The 20,552-nt window shown below is 36.4% G+C and carries 20 protein-coding genes and 5 tRNA genes; 1 reads left to right on the top strand and 24 read right to left on the bottom strand.

Features of this window, described 5'->3' with window-relative positions; translation table 11 throughout:
* Positions 1–89 precede the first annotated feature (89 nt).
* From rpoB to A8143_RS09815, 24 genes are all read right to left on the bottom strand, one after another.
* Positions 90–3,902, bottom strand: coding sequence for a DNA-directed RNA polymerase subunit beta (gene rpoB / locus A8143_RS09700; RefSeq protein WP_394332109.1), 3,813 nt, complete (start codon positions 3,900–3,902; stop codon positions 90–92).
* Positions 3,903–4,010: 108 nt separating this feature from the next.
* On the bottom strand, positions 4,011–4,385 hold the full coding sequence (gene rplL, locus A8143_RS09705; protein ID WP_070137995.1) for a 50S ribosomal protein L7/L12: 375 nt from the start codon (positions 4,383–4,385) through the stop codon (positions 4,011–4,013).
* 38 nt (positions 4,386–4,423) lie between these two features.
* Positions 4,424–4,948, bottom strand: coding sequence for a 50S ribosomal protein L10 (rplJ, locus tag A8143_RS09710; protein WP_070137996.1), 525 nt, complete (start codon positions 4,946–4,948; stop codon positions 4,424–4,426).
* A gap of 14 nt (positions 4,949–4,962) precedes the next feature.
* Positions 4,963–5,658: a 50S ribosomal protein L1 gene (rplA, locus tag A8143_RS09715; RefSeq protein WP_070137997.1), complete on the bottom strand. Its 696-nt coding sequence runs from the start codon at positions 5,656–5,658 to the stop codon at positions 4,963–4,965.
* A gap of 8 nt (positions 5,659–5,666) precedes the next feature.
* Complete coding sequence (gene rplK / locus A8143_RS09720; RefSeq protein WP_070137998.1) at positions 5,667–6,110, bottom strand: 50S ribosomal protein L11; 444 nt, start codon at positions 6,108–6,110, stop codon at positions 5,667–5,669.
* A 95-nt stretch (positions 6,111–6,205) separates the two neighbouring features.
* A complete protein-coding gene (gene nusG / locus A8143_RS09725) occupies positions 6,206–6,757 on the bottom strand; it encodes a transcription termination/antitermination protein NusG (RefSeq protein ID WP_070137999.1) in 552 nt (183 codons plus the stop codon).
* A 14-nt stretch (positions 6,758–6,771) separates the two neighbouring features.
* Entirely contained in the window at positions 6,772–7,023 is a 252-nt protein-coding gene (secE, locus tag A8143_RS09730; RefSeq protein WP_070138000.1) for a preprotein translocase subunit SecE, read from the bottom strand.
* 58 nt (positions 7,024–7,081) lie between these two features.
* A tRNA-Trp gene (locus A8143_RS09735) sits at positions 7,082–7,152 on the bottom strand.
* Positions 7,153–7,219: 67 nt separating this feature from the next.
* On the bottom strand, positions 7,220–8,407 hold the full coding sequence (gene tuf, locus A8143_RS09740; protein ID WP_070138001.1) for an elongation factor Tu: 1,188 nt from the start codon (positions 8,405–8,407) through the stop codon (positions 7,220–7,222).
* 185 nt (positions 8,408–8,592) lie between these two features.
* Positions 8,593–8,664, bottom strand: a tRNA-Thr gene (locus tag A8143_RS09745).
* 178 nt (positions 8,665–8,842) lie between these two features.
* Positions 8,843–8,915 (bottom strand) — tRNA-Gly (locus A8143_RS09750).
* 25 nt (positions 8,916–8,940) lie between these two features.
* A tRNA-Tyr gene (locus A8143_RS09755) sits at positions 8,941–9,022 on the bottom strand.
* Positions 9,023–9,038: 16 nt separating this feature from the next.
* Positions 9,039–9,112, bottom strand: a tRNA-Thr gene (locus A8143_RS09760).
* A 124-nt stretch (positions 9,113–9,236) separates the two neighbouring features.
* Positions 9,237–9,797: a chalcone isomerase family protein gene (locus tag A8143_RS09765; RefSeq protein WP_070138002.1), complete on the bottom strand. Its 561-nt coding sequence runs from the start codon at positions 9,795–9,797 to the stop codon at positions 9,237–9,239.
* Positions 9,798–9,867: 70 nt separating this feature from the next.
* On the bottom strand, positions 9,868–10,161 hold the full coding sequence (gene hpf / locus A8143_RS09770; protein ID WP_070138003.1) for a ribosome hibernation-promoting factor, HPF/YfiA family: 294 nt from the start codon (positions 10,159–10,161) through the stop codon (positions 9,868–9,870).
* Between the two features lie 25 nt (positions 10,162–10,186).
* Entirely contained in the window at positions 10,187–11,068 is an 882-nt protein-coding gene (locus A8143_RS09775; protein WP_070138004.1) for a tyrosine-type recombinase/integrase, read from the bottom strand.
* 57 nt (positions 11,069–11,125) lie between these two features.
* On the bottom strand, positions 11,126–11,317 hold the full coding sequence (gene rpsU, locus A8143_RS09780) for a 30S ribosomal protein S21 (protein WP_070138005.1): 192 nt from the start codon (positions 11,315–11,317) through the stop codon (positions 11,126–11,128).
* A 65-nt stretch (positions 11,318–11,382) separates the two neighbouring features.
* Positions 11,383–12,522, bottom strand: coding sequence for an acyl-CoA dehydrogenase family protein (locus tag A8143_RS09785; RefSeq protein ID WP_070138006.1), 1,140 nt, complete (start codon positions 12,520–12,522; stop codon positions 11,383–11,385).
* Between the two features lie 120 nt (positions 12,523–12,642).
* Positions 12,643–13,497: a helix-hairpin-helix domain-containing protein gene (locus A8143_RS09790; RefSeq protein WP_070138007.1), complete on the bottom strand. Its 855-nt coding sequence runs from the start codon at positions 13,495–13,497 to the stop codon at positions 12,643–12,645.
* 1 nt (position 13,498) lies between these two features.
* Positions 13,499–15,106 (bottom strand): alanine/glycine:cation symporter family protein, encoded by a 1,608-nt coding sequence (locus A8143_RS09795; RefSeq protein ID WP_070138008.1) that lies wholly within the window; start codon positions 15,104–15,106, stop codon positions 13,499–13,501.
* Between the two features lie 71 nt (positions 15,107–15,177).
* Positions 15,178–16,062 (bottom strand): SDR family oxidoreductase, encoded by an 885-nt coding sequence (locus A8143_RS09800; protein ID WP_070138009.1) that lies wholly within the window; start codon positions 16,060–16,062, stop codon positions 15,178–15,180.
* A gap of 3 nt (positions 16,063–16,065) precedes the next feature.
* Complete coding sequence (locus tag A8143_RS09805; protein ID WP_070138010.1) at positions 16,066–17,088, bottom strand: potassium channel family protein; 1,023 nt, start codon at positions 17,086–17,088, stop codon at positions 16,066–16,068.
* Entirely contained in the window at positions 17,089–17,316 is a 228-nt protein-coding gene (locus A8143_RS09810) for a PspC family transcriptional regulator (RefSeq protein ID WP_083261315.1), read from the bottom strand.
* Positions 17,313–18,587: a DUF2851 family protein gene (locus tag A8143_RS09815; protein ID WP_070138011.1), complete on the bottom strand. Its 1,275-nt coding sequence runs from the start codon at positions 18,585–18,587 to the stop codon at positions 17,313–17,315. Before A8143_RS09815 ends, A8143_RS09810 begins: the two co-directional genes overlap by 4 nt.
* Before the next feature lie 158 nt (positions 18,588–18,745).
* Between A8143_RS09815 and lepA the strand changes: the two genes are divergently transcribed.
* Positions 18,746–20,536 carry a translation elongation factor 4 gene (lepA, locus tag A8143_RS09820; RefSeq protein WP_070138012.1) on the top strand — a complete coding sequence of 597 codons (1,791 nt, stop codon included), beginning with the start codon at positions 18,746–18,748 and terminating at the stop codon, positions 20,534–20,536.
* Positions 20,537–20,552: the final 16 nt, after the last annotated feature.

Genomic DNA, 20,552 nt, shown 5'->3' on the forward strand with positions numbered 1-20,552 from the left:
TAAAGAGTTAAGAAAAAGAACAAAGTGAGAAGTGAAACCACTCTACTTTGTCTTTCTTCTTTCATCTATTTTCCTTTTTCCTTAATTAATTAATCCATTGTAATACTCAATCCAAGACCCGCTAACTCGTTCAATAATACATTGAATGATTCAGGAATTCCTGGTTCGCCAAAATTCTCGCCTTTAACAATCGATTCATAAGCTTTTGCTCTACCGATAACGTCATCCGACTTAATGGTTAGAATTTCACGAAGGATATTTGATGCACCGTAAGCTTCAAGTGCCCAAACCTCCATCTCACCAAAACGCTGACCACCGAACTGAGCTTTACCGCCAAGTGGTTGTTGCGTAATTAACGAGTATGGTCCGATTGAACGTGCGTGCATCTTATCATCAACCATGTGACCTAATTTAAGCATGTAAATCACCCCAACAGTCGCAGGCTGGTCAAATCGATCACCTGTATTACCATCGATCAAATAGGTTCTACCAAATCTTGGAACTCCTGCTTTATCAGTCTGTTCATTAATTTGGTCAATTGAAGCACCGTCAAAAATTGGAGAAGCAAATTTCACTCCCAATTCTAAACCTGCCCATCCAAGAACAGTTTCATAAATTTGACCAAGGTTCATACGTGATGGTACCCCTAGTGGATTTAATACAATATCAACTGGTGTTCCATCCTCTAAGAAAGGCATATCCTCTTGACGAACAATATTGGCAACAATTCCTTTATTTCCGTGACGACCCGCCATCTTATCCCCAACTTTTAGCTTTCGTTTTTTAGCCACATATACTTTCGCCATTTTCACGATTCCTGTTGGTAATTCATCACCTACAGAAATTTGGAATTTTTTACGCTTATATGTTCCTAAAAGATCGTTTGCTTTTATTGAGTGGTTGTGAAGAACACGTTGAATCAATTTATTGACATCAGCTTCTTTGGTCCAATCATATGGATTAACAATACTAAAATCAACAGTCATTAAGTTTTTCTCAGAGAATTTAATTCCTTTTTTAAGAATTTCCTCTTTGAAGTTATTATAAACACCAGCCGATTTATGACCTTCTAGTATTTTTAATAATTTATCAATCAATACTCCCTTCAATTTTCCAGCTTCTACTTCATAGTCCGCATCCAATTGAGCAAGCATTGGTTTATCTTTCGCTTTCGTTTTACGATCTTTAATTGCTCTAGAGAACAATTTTTTATCGATAACAACACCGCGTAATGATGGAGAAGCTTTTAAAGAAGCATCTTTCACATCACCTGCTTTATCACCAAAGATTGCACGAAGTAATTTTTCTTCTGGAGAAGGATCAGTTTCCCCTTTTGGTGTAATTTTTCCAATTAAGATATCTCCTTCTTTAATTTCAGCACCTACCCGAATAATTCCGTTTTCATCCAAATCTTTTGTTGCTTCTTCCGAAACGTTTGGAATATCCGCGGTTAATTCCTCTAAACCTCGTTTTGTATCACGAACATCTAGCGAGTATTCATCAATGTGTACAGAAGTAAAGATATCTTCTCTAACAACTTTTTCAGAAATAACAATTGCATCCTCAAAGTTATATCCTTGCCATGGCATAAAGGCCACTTTAAGATTTTGTCCTAAAGCTAATTCTCCGGCCTGTGTAGCATAACCTTCACATAACACTTGTCCTTTAGCCACTTTATCACCTTTAGCAACAATTGGTCTAAGGTTAATCGTTGTACTTTGATTGGTCTTTTGGAATTTAGTTAATTCATAAGTTTTAACATCTCCATCAAAACTTACCAAACGATCAGCATCCGATAAATTATATCTAATTTTAATTTCGTTTGCATCAACGTATTCAACCACACCATCACCTTCTGCATTAATAAGTACACGAGAGTCACGTGCAACGATTCCCTCAATACCTGTACCAACAATTGGTGAATTCGGTTTTAATAAAGGAACTGCTTGACGCATCATGTTTGATCCCATCAAGGCACGGTTTGCATCATCATGCTCTAAGAAAGGAATAGAAGACGCCGCAATAGAAGCAATCTGGTTTGTTCCAACATCCATCAAGCTAATTGCTTGTGGTGCCACAACAGGGAAATCCCCTTCCAATCTTGCTTTAATTTTATCATTGACAAACTTCCCGTCCTTATCAACTTCAACACTCGCTTGTGCAATGATTTTTTCTTCCTCTTCTTCAGCGCTTAAGTATGTAGGTTGACCAGACTGATCAACTTTACCATCTGTAACTTTCCAATAAGGTGTTTCAATAAATCCAAGTTTGTTCACTTTTGCGAAAACACAAAGTGAAGAAATTAGACCAATATTTGGTCCCTCTGGCGTTTCAATAGTACATAGACGACCATAGTGTGTATAGTGAACATCACGTACCTCGAAACCAGCTCTTTCTCTAGATAGACCACCTGGCCCTAAGGCAGACAACCTTCTTTTATGTGTTACCTCAGATAATGGATTAGTTTGGTCCATAAATTGAGATAACTGATTCGTTCCGAAGAAAGAATTAATCACCGAAGACAAGGTCTTAGCATTAATCAAATCAATCGGAGTGAAGACTTCATTGTCACGAACGTTCATACGCTCACGAATAGTACGTGCCATACGTGCAAGTCCAACACCAAACTGGTTATGTAATTGCTCTCCAACAGTACGAACCCTTCTATTAGAAAGGTGATCAATATCGTCAATCTCAGCTTTCGCATTAATTAACTCAATCAAATAACGAACAATTAAAATAATATCCTCTTTGGTTAAAACCTTTTGTTCAATATCTGTATTAAGACCTAATTTCTTGTTGATTCTATAACGACCAACTTCACCCAAATCATAACGAGAATCAGAGAAGAATAATTTTTCAAATACACTTCTTGCTGTTTCAAAATCAGGTGGTTCAGCATTTCTTAATTGACGATAAATATGTTCAACTGCTTCTTTTTCAGAATTCGAAGTATCTTTTTGTAACGTATTATAGATAATTGCGAAATCGGCAGTATTTACGTTTTCTTTATGTAGAATCACCGATTTAACCCCTGCATCCAGGATTAAATCTAAATGTTCTTGTTCTAGGATAGTTTCACGATCGAGTAATACCTCGTTACGTTCAATAGACACAACCTCTCCAGTATCTTCATCCACAAAATCTTCTACCCATGTTTTTAGAACTCTTGCAGCTAATTTACGACCCAGTACTTTTTTAAGACCTGATTTTGTCGCTTTTACTTCATCAGCTAAATCAAAAATTTCTAAAATATCCTTGTCACTTTCGTATCCTAAAGCACGGAATAAAGTGGTAACAGGCAATTTCTTTTTACGGTCGATATAAGCATACATTACACTATTAATGTCAGTTGCAAATTCGATCCAAGATCCTTTGAAAGGAATAATTCTAGCAGAATATAATTTGGTTCCATTCGCGTGTCTTGATTGACCGAAGAACACACCTGGAGAACGGTGTAATTGAGAAACGATTACACGTTCAGCCCCGTTAATAACGAACGAACCTTTTGGAGTCATATACGGAATTGTACCGAGATACACATCCTGCACGATAGTTTCAAAATCTTCGTGCTCTGGATCAGTACAGTACAATTTCAATTTAGCCTTAAGTGGCACACTATAAGTTAGCCCTCTATCGATACATTCTGCAATTGTATATCGAGGGGGATCAACGAAATAATCTAAGAATTCCAGTACGAATTGGTTACGAGTATCCGTGATTGGAAAGTTTTCACTGAATACCTTGAAAAGACCTTCATCACTTCTGTTTTCCGGTGTTGTCTCCAACTGGAAGAACTGTCTAAACGACTCCAATTGAATATCGAGGAAATCAGGATATTCGAAGAGTGCCGTTTCGCTTCTAAAGTTAATTCTTCCTTTATTAATATTATTTGGTACCAAGGCTAATTATTTTTGTTAAAGAAATAAATTCTATGCATGTAAACTATAAAACAGGAGTAGGCACATGCCCAAAAGAGCAGTGCCTATCCTGTAAAAACTTAAGTATTCTTACTTAACTTCAACTTCAGCTCCAGCCTCTTCTAATGAAGATTTAAGACCGTTAGCTTCGTCTTCAGAAACACCTTCTTTTAATGTAGCAGGTGCACTATCAACTAATTCTTTAGCTTCTTTTAACCCTTTTCCGGTTAATTCTTTCACTAATTTAACAACTGCTAATTTAGATCCACCAGCAGACTTTAAGATTACGTCAAACTCAGTTTTAGCTTCAGCAGCTTCACCACCACCAGCAGGACCAGCAACAGCAACTGCAGCAGCAGCAGCAGGCTCGATACCGTACTCTTCTTTTAAGATTTCAGCTAATTCGTTAACTTCTTTTACTGTTAAATTTACTAGTTGTTCTGCGAATTCTTTTAATTCAGCCATTTTATTTTGTTTTAATTATGGTTAATGATAAATAATAATTATGCTTCTCTTTCCGAGAGCGTTTTAATTAAGCCCGCAATTGTGTTACCACCAGATTTAAGTCCAGAAATAACATTTTTCGCAGGAGATTGAAGTAATCCAACGATTTCTCCGATAAGTTCTTCTTTACTTTTGATTTCGCTTAGGAAGTCTAAGTTTTCTTCACCAGTATAGATAGCTTCTTCGATGAATGCACCTTTTAATAAAGGTTTATCATTCTTTTTTCTGAAATCTTTGATCAACTTCGCAGGAGCGTTTCCAACTTCAGCAAACATGATAGCAGTAGGACCAGCAAGAACACCGTAAAGGTCTTCATAATTCGTCTCTTCTACTTTTTCCATTGCTTTTTTAAGTAACGTGTTTTTTACTACGCGTAACTCAATGTTGTTTTTGAAACATCTTTCTCTTAATTGATTGACAGCTTCAACAGTTAAACCTGCCGTATCAGTCAAATAGAATACACCTGACTCAGACAAACGTGTTGCTAGATCGTCAATGTATTGTGATTTTTCTTCTCTTGTCATTTTTACGGGGTTTATTAGTTAGCAAAGCTTTTAGTATCAATAGAGATACCTGGACTCATCGTTGAGCTAATATTGATACTCTTAATGTATGTTCCTTTTGCAGCCGTTGGCTTAAGCTTAACGATTGTAGATAATAATTCAGTTAAGTTATCCTCAATTTTAGCAGAGTCAAAAGACACCTTAGCAACTGGAGAATGAACAATACCAAATTTATCAACTCTAAAATCAATTTTACCTGCTTTTACCTCTGAAACCGCTTTAGCAACATCCATAGTTACTGTACCTGTCTTAGGGTTAGGCATTAATCCTCTTGGTCCTAAAATTCGACCTAAAGCACCAACTTTACCCATTACAGAAGGCATTGTAACAATTACATCAACATCAGTCCAACCACCTTTAATTTTAGCGATATAGTCGTCTAATCCAACATAATCAGCTCCAGCAGCAGTAGCTTCTTCTTCTTTATCAGGAGTACAAAGTACGAGTACTTTTACATCCTTACCTGTACCGTGTGGTAATGCAACAGTTCCACGAACCATTTGATTCGCTTTACGTGGATCAACCCCTAATCTAACTGCAACATCAACAGATGCATCAAAATTAGTTGTAGAGATTTCCTTCACCAATGCACATGCTTCCGCCACGCTATAAGCTTTTTCTCGGTCTATTTTAGCCAAGATTTCTTTTCTTTTTTTACTTATTCTTGCCATGACTCAGATTAATTTGATGAAGGGAAAGGTCCAGAAACAGTAATACCCATACTTCTTGCAGTACCGGCAACCATTTTCATTGCAGACTCAATTTTAAAAGCGTTCATATCCTGAATTTTATCTTCAGCGATTGCTCTTACTTGATCCCATGTTACTTTTGCTACTTTTACACGATTCGGTTCTGAAGACCCAGATTTAAGCTTTGCAGCTTCCAAAAGTTGTACAGCAACAGGAGGTGTCTTTACGACAAAATCGAAAGATTTATCTCCATATACTGTAATAACAACCGGAAGAACTTTACCAGCCTTCTCTTGGGTTCTAGCGTTAAACTGCTTACAGAACTCCATGATGTTCACCCCTTTTGCACCAAGAGCTGGTCCTACTGGAGGTGAAGGATTAGCCGCTCCACCTTTAATTTGAAGCTTGATTAATCCATCAACTTGTTTTGCCATTATATGTTTGTTTTTTGTAGTCAAACATGCTATTATTCTCAGACGGGAAACATTCAATTACATCCGAGTAGCACTCCTACACGTTAATATACTACTTAAGCATTCTTCTCTACTTGCATATAGCTTAACTCCAATGGTGTTTTACGACCAAAGATTTTAACCATAACTTGCAATTTCTTCTTCTCTTCGTTCACTCCTTCAATTATTCCGTTGAAGCCATTAAACGGTCCATCAATAACCTTAACAGTTTCTCCTTCAACAAAAGGAATATTCATTTCTTCTTCTTGCTCTGCCAATTCATCAACTTTTCCTAAAATTCGATTGACTTCACTCATTCTCATCGGCATTGGATCTCCGCCTTTTACAGCACTCATGAAACCAATGACGTTTGGAACACTTTTAATAATATGTTGTACCTCTCCTTCTAAACTTGCCTCGACAAGCACATAACCAGGAAGGTAATTTCTTTCTTTACTTATTTTTTTACCATTTCTAATTTGGTAAACTTTTTCTGTTGGGATTAGAACTTGTCCTACTAAGTGTTCGATTTTGTGACGTTTAATTTCAAGCTCGATATAATCTCTTACTTTTTTTTCTTTTCCGCCAATTGCACGAACAACATACCACCTTTTTTTAACCTCAGCCATGCTACTACTTTAGATTATTTATAAGCTCCTGCCCAATCATAATAAATTCCTAAAACACCACTCCATAATGGTGCATCAGCTTCTCCTCCAGACAATTTAATATTGATACCGAAGATATAATCCATAACAAAAATCAACAGTGCAAAAATGACTGAAGCTACAAGAACAACAATTGAACTACTTTGCAATTGACTCCAAGTTGGCCAAGTTACTTTATGAATTAACTCCCCAAAAGACTCTTCTATATACTGTATAATATTTGCCACGTCTTAATTTTTTATTTAATTTTTATCCCAAACGCATTAAATACGCTTGGGATTTTTGCACGGGCGGAAGGATTCGAACCCTCATCAGCGGTGTTGGAGACCGACATTCTACCATTGAACTACGCCCGTAAGAAGGAAATTCCCATCCCGAAGTTCACTCGGGACGGGATCCTATAATATATTGTACTGTCTAGACTTAGTCTAAGATTTCAGTTACCTGACCAGCACCAACAGTTCTACCACCTTCTCTAATAGCGAATCTTAACCCTTGGTTGATTGCTACAGGAACGATTAAGTTTACTGTAATAGTTACGTTATCACCAGGCATAACCATTTCTCTACCATCTTCAAGAATGATTTCACCAGTTACGTCAGTTGTTCTTAAGTAGAACTGAGGACGATATTTGTTATGGAATGGAGTATGACGTCCACCTTCTTCTTTTTTCAAGATATAAACCTCAGCTTTGAATTGTTTATGAGGAGTGATTGAACCAGGCTTAGCGATTACCATACCACGTCTGATTTCAGACTTTTCAATACCTCTTAACAATAGACCAACGTTATCACCAGCTTCACCTCTATCCAAGATTTTTCTGAACATCTCAACCCCAGTTACAGTAGACTTTAATTTTTCGTCACCCATTCCTAAGATATCAACCTCTTCTCCAGAGTTAATAACACCAGTTTCAATTTTACCAGTCGCAACAGTTCCACGTCCAGTAATTGAGAAAACATCCTCAACAGGCATTAAGAAATCTTTATCTACCTCTCTAATTGGTAATTCAATCCAAGAATCAACAGCATTCATTAACTCCATGATTGTTTCTTCCCATTTAGGCTCACCGTTTAATCCACCTAAAGCAGATCCAGCAATTACAGGAGTATTATCTCCATCGTACTCATAGAAAGAAAGTAACTCTCTAATTTCCATCTCAACTAACTCAAGTAACTCCTCATCGTCAACCATATCCACTTTATTCATGAATACAACCATACGAGGAACACCAACTTGTCTTCCTAATAAGATGTGCTCTCTAGTTTGAGGCATTGGACCATCAGTTGCAGCTACAACAAGGATAGCACCATCCATTTGAGCAGCACCAGTTACCATGTTTTTTACGTAATCCGCGTGACCAGGACAATCTACGTGAGCGTAGTGTCTTGATTCAGTTTGATACTCTACGTGAGAAGTATTAATAGTGATCCCTCTTTCTTTTTCTTCAGGTGCGTTATCGATAGTATCGAAATCTCTAACTTCAGCTCCACCAGCTTTTCCTAATACTACTGTAATAGCAGCTGTTAAAGTAGTTTTACCATGATCTACGTGACCAATAGTTCCAATATTCACATGCGGTTTGGAACGATCAAATGTTTCCTTAGCCATAATCTACAATTGTTTACTTATTATTTAAATTCAAAATTATACAACAACAAAACACACTTACAAAAGTGTGTACTTCTCCCTTTAGAGCCCTCGCGTAGACCTGTTCATTAATTCGGATATTCCGTGAAATTGTCCACAGAAAATAGAGGGTTAATTTTTCATCCTCCATCCTCGACTCATATCAGAGCCAATGATGGGATTTGAACCCATGACCTCTTCCTTACCAAGGAAACGCTCTACCCCTGAGCTACACCGGCACTAGTCTATCAATCATTGCCACGTTTGACAATTTTTACAAGAAACCTTGTATGATCAATAAAGTTCTCAGCAAGCTAAGAACAAGTTTTTCTTTGAAAAACACAACTGTATTTTTCTAAAAAAGACATCATTCAAAACCAATTGAAACTAGCATTTGAATATCATCTTTTTGAATTGAGCGGGAGACGAGACTCGAACTCGCGACCCTCAGCTTGGAAGGCTGACGCTCTACCAACTGAGCTACTCCCGCTTAACTTTTTTTCAAAGCAATTTTGTGGGGAGAGCAGGATTCGAACCTACGAAGTCGAAGACAGCTGAGTTACAGTCAGCCCCAGTTGGCCACTTTGGTATCTCCCCAAAACAAAAAAAATTGAGCCTCTGGAGGGACTCGAACCCACGACCTGCTGATTACAAATCAGCTGCTCTAGCCAGCTGAGCTACAGAGGCAATTTTTAATGTCAATTTCTTATTTAAAGAACTTAAAATCTTCCGCGTTTTTCAAACGGGAGTGCAAATATATATCAAACAATTTTAATGACATCAAAAAATTTCAACTTTTTTTTATTTTTTTTTATTTCCCTAGCATTTTCTTCTTCAAAGTCCCGTCAGCAGGGTCTTCACCCAACCATATTCCGAATAGTGCCTTTTTAAAATCCAAGCCATCGACAGTTACCAGCACTTTGTTGTTTTTAATTAATTGACAACCAGTTCCTGGATGGTAAACAAGGTCAAAAATATCATTTGTTTTGATATCTTCTTTAAAGCCAATTTCAATCAATTTTTCGAGCCGTTCTTTATAGGGTTCAGTGTTGTTTTTAGTCGATTTATCAAATCCTTCACGAATAGCTTCTTCAAAGTTGTCATTGTCGACCATTCCTGAAATAATTTTAATCTTTACCGCCATTGGTTTGTCTGCGCTTAAAATTTCTTGAGCACTTGTTGTTTTGGATTCTAAATATAAAACTGCTACATATAAATCAATGAACATTTTTTCACGAATTCCACCACCATTCATCTTTAGGTATTGAGATCCGACTTTCATTACGTTTGGCATAACATTGCCTCCGATTTGAGTTTGTGCAAAAAGCGGCATTGAGAAAACAAATGCTGCAACGGTTAAAATAGTTTTCATATTGATTAGTTTGAAATAAAAACGTCCCGAATTGTTTCCAATCGAGACGTTTTAGTTTTTAATTATTTTATTATGCTCTTTTTTCTTTATGTTTTGTAACCTGTTTACGCAACGCTTCGCATGCTAGATCGGTTGCTTCTTCAAAACTTTTACATTCTTTTTTTGCAAACAATTCTTTACCTGGAATTGCTAGTTTTATTTCTGCTACTTTGTTTGCAGGTTCTGATGGGCTTCCTAGTCTTAAAAATACCTCACCAGCAATAATGTTATCAAAATAAAGTTCTAGCTTACCAATTTTCTTGTGAATAAAGTCAATTAACTTTCTATCTGCGTCAAAATGGACGGAATGCACTTGTAGATCCATACTTTTAAAGTTTTAATCGATATTGCTACCGGCTCACTCCACGGGGGTGTGATTGTTCATAAATGGTTTTAATTTGCTTAAACGAATTATGCGTATAAATCTGCGTTGAAGACAAGTCTGTGTGACCTAATAGTTTTTTAATAGACTCTAATGAGGCTCCATTATTCAACATATGAGTCGCAAACGTATGTCTAAGAACGTGCGGACTTTTTTTGCTTAAATTCGTAGCCTTTCCAAGGTAGTAATTTACTTTACTATAAACAAATTTTGGTCCTAGTTTTTTTCCGTTTTTATGAATCATTAAGAAAGGGGAATTCTCTTCAATATTTTCTTTTATTTTTTGATAATTTACAATTAAATGGTAGAGTGATTTTGAGATTGGAACAATGCGTTCTTTATTTCGTTTACCGAGCACTTTAATTTGCTTCGAATTAATGTCCACCTCTTTTAGATTGATTAGCTCACTTAATCGAATCCCCGTTTGATAAAACAGTTCCAAAATTAATTCGATTTGCGCGCGGTAGAATGGATCTTTTTCATCTTCAAATACATTACTACTCCATAGTTGTGATTCTGGCACAAATTGAGGTAATACTTTTTTTTGCTTAAGGCTTCGTGCTTTTATTGCTGGATTAATATCAATATAGTTTTGTTGTCGTAAAAATTTAAAGAATGTTTTAACGGAAGACAACTTGCGATTTATGCTTGAATTTTCAAGGCCAGACTCTACGAGATCAACAATATAATTCCGTATAGTTTTGTGTGTAGCGTTTTTAACATCCTGATCAGATTCTGATGCTGTTAAATGAAGATACTGCTCTAAATCCTTACGATATGCTTGAACCGTATGAGGGGAGTATCGCCTCTCATGGATTAGATAATTTTCAAATTCTTGAATAAACTGCATAAAAAAAGGAGTAATAGTTTCCTATACTCCTTTACGTATTTTTGGTAAAAATGTTTCTTACATTTCTTCTCTTTTCAACTTCTCGATATAAGCAGCTTTCAATTTCATCTGACGATTCTCAACAGATGGTTTAGTGAAGTGCTGTCTTGATCTTAGCTCTTTCAAGATACCAGTTCTCTCGAATTTTTTCTTATATTTCTTAAGAGCTCTCTCGATGTTCTCTCCTTCTTTCAATGGTACAATTAACATATTCTTCGTTTATTTAAAATCTAATCAGGGGTGCAAAGATAATGCAAAAATACATTTTAACAAATCTATTTTAATAATTCTCTAGAAATTACAAGTTTTTGAATCTCAGAAGTTCCTTCACCAATCGTACAAAGCTTCGAATCACGATAGAATTTCTCAACTGGAAAATCTTTCGTATAGCCATAACCACCGAATATTTGAACGGCATCCGTTGAAACTTCGACAGCAACTTCTGATGTCATGTATTTCGCCATTGCTCCTTCTTTTGTCATTACTTCATGCTTATTCTTTTTATCAGCTGCTTCAAGTAGTAACATTTCGGAAGCTTTAATTTTGGTTGCCATATCAGCTAACTTAAAGGCTATTCCTTGAAATTTAGATATCGGCTTGCCGAATTGTTCTCGTTCTTTAGAATATTTAATCGCGGCATTCAATGCACCCTTAGCAATCCCTAAGCCCAGCGCACCAATAGAAATTCGACCTCCATCTAGCACAATCATTGCTTGAATAAATCCTTTCCCTTCTTCCCCAATTAATTGATCCTTATGTACGCGACAATTATTAAATATTAGTTCTGCTGTTTCTGAAGCGCGCATTCCAAGTTTATTCTCCTTTTTTCCAGAAGTAAAACCAGGTGTACCTTTCTCTATAATAAATGCACTCATGCCGTGTGAATCTCCTTTTTCTCCTGTACGTGCAATAACCACAGCAACATCCCCAGAAATAGCGTGTGTTATAAAGTTTTTAGAACCATTTAACACATAATAATCTCCATCTTTCACTGCCGTAGTAGCCATACCTCCCGCGTCAGAACCTGTACCTGTTTCAGTTAAGCCCCACGCACCTATAAACTCTGCCGTAGCCAACTTTGGTAAGTATTTTTTCTTTTGTTCTTCTGAACCGTGGTATAAAATGTGGCCTGTACAAAGTGAATTATGTGCAGCTACTGACAAACCTATCGAGCCGCAAACCTGTGCAATCTCAGAAACAATTGTGATATATTCAAAATAACCTAAACCACTTCCTCCATATTCCTCTGGTACTAAAACACCCATCAAGCCTAAATTACCAAGCTTCTTGAATACTTCAACGGGGAATTCTTGCGATTCATCCCATTCCATCATTTTTGGTCGGATTTCTTTTTCAGCAAAATCTCTAACCATTTGCTGAATCATTCGTTGGTTTTCGTTTTCTTTTATCAACATAGTGTTCCTGTTTTAGCGAGCGTAAAAATAATAATATTAAAATTAAACGCCGAGAAGTTATCGTTTATTTTGCCTCAATATATGATGATAGCGCTAAATCAGATACAGACGGTAAAAAGACTAAAAAGAGAGATATTTCGATAACATTATTTTATCCTCTGATGATATCATTTCTTCCGTTAAAAAGTCTAAATTTTCAATTTTAGCTTGATCCCTAAATTTCAGTATTTCTGCAATTACGCGCCAATTTGTGAAGGGAATCTTCTTAAGGTCATTTTTTGAAGCCGTATTGACGTTGGTTTTTTTTACCATTTCGGGGTTAATACTCGTATTTTCAATAATTGATTTGTAAGCTTCATCAGGCAACCCGAGCTCATCGACCTGATTAATATTTACAAAACCACCAGTCCTTGATCTCCAATCAATAATTCGATCGGCATAATAGGGACCTATCCATTTGATGGTAATTAAGTCCTCTTTAGTTGCCGTATTTAGTTCAATTCGAATTCCAGCAATTTCTTTATTACTCTCCTCATTTAACAGTTCTTCTTTAGTTTGATTAAAGACGATGAATGGTTCAATTTTTTCATACATATATTCAGATACAACATAACTACTCTGAACATCTTTTTTTGACTTAAATCCCCCTATTTTGATTTTATAATTGAGTATTGATTCTGCTTGTTTATTGGAAAAACCAAGATTTACCCAGTCATCTTTGGATAAATCATTTGGGTCAAAGAAGGTAATTTTTTCCTTTGGTTGGGAAGTCTTCTTTTCGACTTCGACTGGGTTTTGTTCTTTTTTATCCTTGATTATTATATAGGAAAGGCTGTCTTTATGAACAAACAATTCATCTGGTAATTCTTTTGGACTTAGATTTACATTTAAAAGAAAGATAAATACGAGAATTACGGTCATTAAAGTAATGACACCATATTTTTCTAATCGATTAAATTTAAAGTATCCTTTCAAATTATCCTTTTATTTCCTTGATCTTTGTCATGAACTTATTCAATTCTTCTTTTGCCTTTGGAGCTAGCAAAAACAAACCTATCATATTCGGCACCAACATGGCAAAAATCATTGCGTCAGAAAAATCGATTACCGCCTTTAATTGAGAGGCTGCACCAACAATCACGAATAAACAAAAAAGCCCTTTATAAGTATACTCTACGTTTTTTGAACGACCAAATAAATACGTCCAAGCTTGGTAACCATAATATGACCAGGAGATCATTGTTGAAAAGGCAAATAAAATCACCGCAATTGTTAAGATTAGCGGGAAAAAGCTAATTACCGATCCAAAAGCTTTAGAAGTAACCTCAACGCCTTGTTTCACTTCTTGGCCATAAACCATAATTGAGCCATCTCCGTTTGCGACAATAAGTACCAAAGCAGTCATTGTACAAACAAGTACAGTATCAATGAAAGGTTCGAGCAGGGCTACCAAACCTTCGCTTGCAGCATATTTAGTTTTAACGGCAGAATGTGCAATTGAGGCAGAACCAATACCAGCTTCATTGGAAAAGGCCGCTCTTCTGAATCCTTGAATTAAAACACCAAACGCTCCTCCGGCGATTCCAGCTCCTGTAAAAGCCCCGTCAAAAATTTGACCAAACGCCGAGGGAATTTCTGAAAAATTCATTCCCAAAATAATCAACGCGGCACCGACATAAATCGCAACCATAAAAGGAACGATTTTATCTGTTACATTCGCAATCTTCTTTATACCTCCAATAATTACAATTCCTACCAAAACAGCCATAACTAAGCCAAAAGCCCAACCATAACCATCTAGCGGACTATTATCTCCACCTGTATAGGATTGCAACATTGCAAACGCTTGATTTGACTGAAACATATTTCCTCCACCAAAAGAACCTCCAATACACATCACTGCAAATACAACTGCTAAAACTTTTCCAACATTACCAAATCCTCTTTCATTCAACCCTTTCTTCAAGTAATACATTGGTCCTCCAAAAACGCGACCATTTTCACCAATTTCCCTGTAACGCACACCCAAGGTACACTCCGTAAATTTTGAAGCCATCCCAATAAAACCTGCAACAATCATCCAAAAAGTTGCTCCAGGTCCTCCAATAGATAAGGCTACTGCTACTCCTGCAATATTACCTAATCCAACAGTAGCTGAAAGTGCGGCAGTTAGGGCCTGAAAATGCGAAACCTCACCATGATGTTCTTTCTCTTCTTTTTCAACCCGAATAGTATCAATAATATCGCCGTCCACCGTATGAACAGAATCCGAAGCATTCACTTCCTCACTCCCTTCTTTTTCTAAATCATCGTATTTTCCCCGAACTATTTGAATAGCCGTTTTAAACCCAGTAAAATTGATTAATTTGAAGTAAAATGTAAAAAAGAGTGCTCCTCCTATCAGTACGATTAACACCCATGGAACAGCAATTTTGTCCGTTATTGGAATTGCATAAAAAATCCCATTCACAAACCAGCCAGTAGCCTCACCAAAAACTTTATCGATTTTTTCGTCAACACCTTTTTCTGCAGCAAAATTAATATAAGGAATAAAGGCTAATAAGAGCGGTAAGATTTTTTTCATAAATAGTTTTTGATGTTTTTAACCTCCCAAAATGGGGCATCGAACAAATATAAAAAAAAATGCGAGATGGCCTAACTTATTAAAGCTAAGCAATCTTCGAGACTTTTAGGTGCATATCCTAAAATTGACTTCGCTTTATCGAGAACAAAACCAGTTTTAGGAGGACGTTTAGCCGCCTGATTTAGTGTGCTAGAGCTAATTGGTTTAATCGCTTCGGTTGAAAACCCATAATACTTCCCAATAGCAACAACTAGATCATAAATTGCGTACAATTTTGGTCCTCCAATATGGAAAACACCTTGCGCATTTAATTTAGCTGTTTGAATGCAAGCCCATGCTAAATCATCAGCCCAAGTTGGCGCTCTAAATTGATCATCAACGATGGTTAATTCTTTCCCTGATTTTAGCGCTTCTTTTGCCCATAAAACAATATTACTTCTGCTCAAATTTTCTCCTTCACCAAACACGATGATAGTTCGCAAGATTGACCAATTTTCATAGGATTGATTGATTAATAGATTTTCCGAGTCTACCTTTGATTTCGCATAAACACTTAAAGGGTTTCGTTCGTCTTCCTCTTTGTACGGGCCATTTTCACCATCAAACACAAAATCGGTGGACAAATGAATAAAATGAGCCCCTCTGACTTTAGCATTTTCAAAAAGCAGTTCCACTGCCTTTACATTTATTAGGTGACAATTTTCAGGGTCATTTTCACAAGCATCGACATTTGTCATGGCAGCTGTATTAATAATTACAGTTGGTTGGAATGCATCAAAAACTTGCTGAACCTCCTTTGGGCTAGTTATGTCGAGTGCTGAATAATTTGTGGTAGGGCAATTAGGATTTCTATTCTTTCCCAGCGAAGTCGCTAAAAACTCAATATCTGACTTTAACAGTTGTCGAATAATTTTCTGTCCTAATAATCCATTTGCCCCTGTGACCAGTATCTTCATAATCTAGTTCCCTTTTATTTTTAACACGGTATTTAACTTACTTATTTGTTCTGGATTTCCGAGAACAAACAGTTTTGAATTCGGTAAAATTTTAAGATCATTGGAAGGATTTATGATGTATTCACCGTCATGCGACCGATATCCAATTACATTACAACCTGACAGTGATTTAGTTTGAAGATCACCGATTGTGGTATATTTTACATCATCAGGCAGTTCTCTAAACTCAATTTCTTCGAGATTAACAGCTGCCTTACCCGACACTTTGATTAAATCCATAAACTCCATAATGTCCGGATTAACAACTAGAGATGCCATATGAGCACCACCAACAGTATCAGGCATTATGACATTATCCGCGCCTGCAATTCTTAACTTCCGCATAGAAGAATAACTAGACGCTCTTGAAATTATTTTCAATTTTGGATTTAATTCTCGAGCAGAAAGAACGACAAACAAATTATCGGCGTCTTTCGGTAATGCTGTGATTAAAGCTTTTGCTGTACTGATACTCGCCTTAAGTAAAATTTGATCATCAGTAGAATCTCCATGAATAAAGTGAACTTCACCTCTGTCCGAATTTTCTGTTATTGACTTTTCACGTTCAATAACCACAAAGTCTTTTTTGTAGAATCGCAAATCATGCGCAGCCTGCATACCTACTCTACCATATCCACAAACAACCGTATGATTTTCCATTTTTTTTGCTGATTTTAATGATTTATATTCTTGATAATACGCTTTATACTCCCCTCCTACAATGTAGGAAGTTATTGCTGAAATCGCATATGCAAAGGTTCCAAAACTAAATATAATTAGAAAGGCAGTAAATAATTTTCCAGCGTCAGACAATTGATTAACCTCATTAAACCCTACTGTAGAAACTGTAATTATGGTCATGTAGAACGAATCAAACATTGACCATCCCTCAACAACCATGAAACCGATTGTTCCACTTAGAACAACAATACCAAGCAGTAAAAGGGCGTAGTAAAATTTTGAGAAATATTTAAAGGTGGATAACATCTAGAGTTCCCAAATTGATTTTCGTCGACGTTGCAATTTAAAAATGTGCTTATGCTCCAGCACAAAGGCCATGATCATATAAATGACAATAGGAGACCCCAAAGCAATGAACGAACTATATATGAAAAACAGTCTTACTCTTGAAACATCTACACGCATTTTACGAGCAAACCACGTGCTAACACCAAAAGAACGTAACTCGAAAAAAAGTGCAATTTTTTGTATCATACTTCAACCTTTAATATTGTTTTGCCTACATTGCAAAATAAGCATTTTTTTTGCTTACAACCCTCATTCATTAATTCAATCAAACCTTGCGATTCGTATGCTGAACTTATCGGAATACCAACCGTTTTCCATTTTGATATTATCCCGTTTTTTTCTGGAAGGATTTTTTTTAAAATTTCAATTGCTCGCTCTGTCAATTCATCTTCACCTTGCCAAATTCCTAAAGCGTAAATATAAGGAACAACGGCGTTTATTAGAATCAAATCCAGCAGAGATTTAGAAAGTTTTTTGTTGAGTCTCTTTTTAGATTGATTTTTAAACCTATAATGGCGCGCCCAAAATTCAGGCAAATCAACCTGAAAAATGGCATAAAAATCTTTGATACTCCAGTTGCCTTCGACATCGAATCCTTTATATAAAAGCTGATTAACCATTAGTGCAAATTCTGCAAGCCGTCTATCGGGAAAATTGTTTGGTCGCATGCGGGAATAGCGCCAAGTAACTTTCGGCAATTCAGTTAAGTTAAACAGGTGCTTTTGATAATGAAACTCTTGTTTTAATCGCTTACAATACTTGTCATTAGTTTCTTCAGGAATCAAACCTGAGACACCAAGGACAAGCGCAGAAACTCTAAATTCATCAAAATTAAGTTTACTAAAAAAGTTAATCGTTAAACTTTTTCCCAAAGTCTCAAAGGGAATTTGATTTACCTTTCCTCCAAACACACGAGCTATTGCAATTATGAATGCCTTTAAACGGTCACCTCTTACTTCTTCAATTAATTGAATCATCTTTATTGATTTACGCCACAACCGCTGTTGAATACTTTCTTCAATGGCCTGTTTAAAATCTATTTTCTCCTCAAAATTTAACTGACTCTCACAAAGAATCATCGACTGATTTGAAATGATTCCTTGATACTTCAACAAATGTTCTTTTTGAATAAGTGAGTTTATGGCAACAGCAGGCAATTGCGAGTTATTAATAAAGACCTCACGATCATGAAAAAGAACAAAATGAGCGATAACAGCATTGTAAGCCGCGTCATGTTGATGTCCGTGTCGGTACCAATCAGAGGCATAAATATGAAATTCAATCGCACCATACCAAACGTTTCCATTTAGTCTGATTTTAGCGTCCAAAAAATCAGGTCCTGCGTTTTTGTTTAAAGTTCCAAATTCAATAATGTCTAACCGGTGTCCATCAACCGTTTCAAAAGTATCACCAAGCATACGTTTATCATACACATAGTGCAGATACTCTTCATTCATATAAAAGGAATTAGTGATGGGGTTGAGCTCTAAAGTTAATGATTTTACTTGTCGTTTTCAAGTAAAATTTGCAATTCAAGCTGAACTTCATAAAAACGATGTGTTTTTTACGGTCTTAACATGATTAAAATTAAATTAAATTCTCCTATTTTTGCAGCATGAAGAACATCAGAAACTTTTGTATTATAGCACATATCGACCATGGAAAAAGTACTTTGGCCGATCGATTGTTGCAAGTGACAGGAACGATTGCGGATAGAGATATGCAAAATCAGGCATTGGATGATATGGATTTGGAACGTGAGCGCGGAATCACTATTAAAAGTCATGCTATACAAATGGACTATGTTCAAGACGGTGAAAAATATACCTTGAACCTCATTGATACTCCAGGACACGTTGACTTTTCTTATGAAGTTTCTCGTTCAATTGCGGCATGTGAAGGAGCGCTTTTAATTGTTGACGCAGCTCAAGGAATTGAGGCACAAACAATTTCAAACCTTTACTTAGCCTTGGAGAATGACTTAGAAATAATTCCTGTCTTAAATAAAATGGATTTACCAGGTGCGCAGCCAGAAGAAGTGACAGATGAAATTGTCGATTTAATTGGTTGTGACCCAGAAGATGTAATACCTGCGAGTGGTAAAACAGGATTAGGAGTTGACAATATACTTCGTGCAATAGTTGAGCGAATTCCTGCCCCTGTCGGTGTTGAAGACGCTCCTTTGCAAGCGATGATTTTTGACTCAGTATTTAACTCATTTCGTGGAATTATAGCTTATTTCCGTGTGTTGAATGGTAAAATTCAAAAAGGTGATTTAGTAAAATTTGTGAATACAGGGCGAGAATATGAAGCCGATGAGATTGGAATTTTACGAATGGATATGGAGCCTCGAAAAGAAGTCACTGCGGGTGATGTAGGATATATTATATCTGGAATTAAAAAGGCGAATGAAGTAAAAGTCGGGGATACAATTACCACTGTTAAAAACCCTTGCCAATCAGTTGTACAAGGATTCGAAGATGTTAAACCTATGGTCTTTGCTGGTGTTTACCCAGTTGATACTGACGAATACGAAGAACTTCGATATTCGATGGAAAAACTTCAATTAAACGATGCTTCATTAGTTTTTGAGCCTGAATCTTCTGCTGCCTTAGGATTTGGATTTCGATGTGGATTTTTAGGCATGCTCCACATGGAGATCATACAAGAGCGTTTAGAACGGGAATTTAACATGACAGTTATTACCACTGTTCCAAACGTATCGTACAAAGCATATTTGAAAAAAAATAACGAGTTGTTGCAGGTTAACAACCCTTCAGAACTTCCTGACCCGTCAAAATTGGATTATGTAGAAGAGCCATACATTCGCGCTCAAATCATTACCAAGTCTGATTATGTTGGTCAAATTATGAACCTTTGTATTGAGAAACGTGGTGAGTTAAAAAATCAAGTTTACTTAACACAGTCACGTGTTGAGATTACATTTGAAATGCCAATGGGCGAAGTAGTTTTTGACTTTTACGATAAATTAAAATCAGTATCAAGGGGATACGCTTCTTTTGATTATACACCAATTGATTATAAGCGCTCCGACTTAATAAAACTAGATGTACTTTTAAATGGTGATCAAGTAGATGCTTTATCTGCCTTGGTTCACAGAAGTAATGCTCATAGTTTAGGAAAGAAAATTTGTTTAAAACTAAAAGAACTTATTCCAAGACAACAATTCGAAATTCCCATTCAAGCAGCTATTGGAGCGAAAGTTGTTGCACGAGAAACGGTAAAAGCGCTAAGAAAAGATGTTACTGCCAAATGTTATGGTGGGGATATTACGCGTAAAAGAAAACTACTTGAAAAGCAGAAAAAAGGTAAGAAAAGAATGCGACAAGTAGGAAACGTAGAAATACCACAAGAAGCTTTCCTAGCAGTTTTGAAATTGGATTAGGAATTATAAATAACGA

Origin of the sequence: Crocinitomix algicola (genome assembly GCF_001661595.2) — a bacterium.
GTDB classification, from domain to species: domain Bacteria; phylum Bacteroidota; class Bacteroidia; order Flavobacteriales_D; family Crocinitomicaceae; genus Crocinitomix; species Crocinitomix algicola.

Coding starts and splice junctions, on each gene's coding strand:
- rplL (WP_070137995.1), bottom strand. CDS start 4,385: ATGGCTGAATTAAAAGAATTCGCAGAACAACTAGTAAATTTAACAGTA.
- rplJ (WP_070137996.1), bottom strand. CDS start 4,948: ATGACAAGAGAAGAAAAATCACAATACATTGACGATCTAGCAACACGT.
- rplA (WP_070137997.1), bottom strand. CDS start 5,658: ATGGCAAGAATAAGTAAAAAAAGAAAAGAAATCTTGGCTAAAATAGAC.
- rplK (WP_070137998.1), bottom strand. CDS start 6,110: ATGGCAAAACAAGTTGATGGATTAATCAAGCTTCAAATTAAAGGTGGA.
- nusG (WP_070137999.1), bottom strand. CDS start 6,757: ATGGCTGAGGTTAAAAAAAGGTGGTATGTTGTTCGTGCAATTGGCGGA.
- tuf (WP_070138001.1), bottom strand. CDS start 8,407: ATGGCTAAGGAAACATTTGATCGTTCCAAACCGCATGTGAATATTGGA.
- A8143_RS09765 (WP_070138002.1), bottom strand. CDS start 9,797: ATGAAAACTATTTTAACCGTTGCAGCATTTGTTTTCTCAATGCCGCTT.
- hpf (WP_070138003.1), bottom strand. CDS start 10,161: ATGGATCTACAAGTGCATTCCGTCCATTTTGACGCAGATAGAAAGTTA.
- A8143_RS09775 (WP_070138004.1), bottom strand. CDS start 11,068: ATGCAGTTTATTCAAGAATTTGAAAATTATCTAATCCATGAGAGGCGA.
- rpsU (WP_070138005.1), bottom strand. CDS start 11,317: ATGTTAATTGTACCATTGAAAGAAGGAGAGAACATCGAGAGAGCTCTT.
- A8143_RS09785 (WP_070138006.1), bottom strand. CDS start 12,522: ATGTTGATAAAAGAAAACGAAAACCAACGAATGATTCAGCAAATGGTT.
- A8143_RS09795 (WP_070138008.1), bottom strand. CDS start 15,106: ATGAAAAAAATCTTACCGCTCTTATTAGCCTTTATTCCTTATATTAAT.
- A8143_RS09800 (WP_070138009.1), bottom strand. CDS start 16,062: ATGAAGATACTGGTCACAGGGGCAAATGGATTATTAGGACAGAAAATT.
- A8143_RS09805 (WP_070138010.1), bottom strand. CDS start 17,088: ATGTTATCCACCTTTAAATATTTCTCAAAATTTTACTACGCCCTTTTA.
- A8143_RS09810 (WP_083261315.1), bottom strand. CDS start 17,316: ATGATACAAAAAATTGCACTTTTTTTCGAGTTACGTTCTTTTGGTGTT.
- A8143_RS09815 (WP_070138011.1), bottom strand. CDS start 18,587: ATGAATGAAGAGTATCTGCACTATGTGTATGATAAACGTATGCTTGGT.
- lepA (WP_070138012.1), top strand. CDS start 18,746: ATGAAGAACATCAGAAACTTTTGTATTATAGCACATATCGACCATGGA.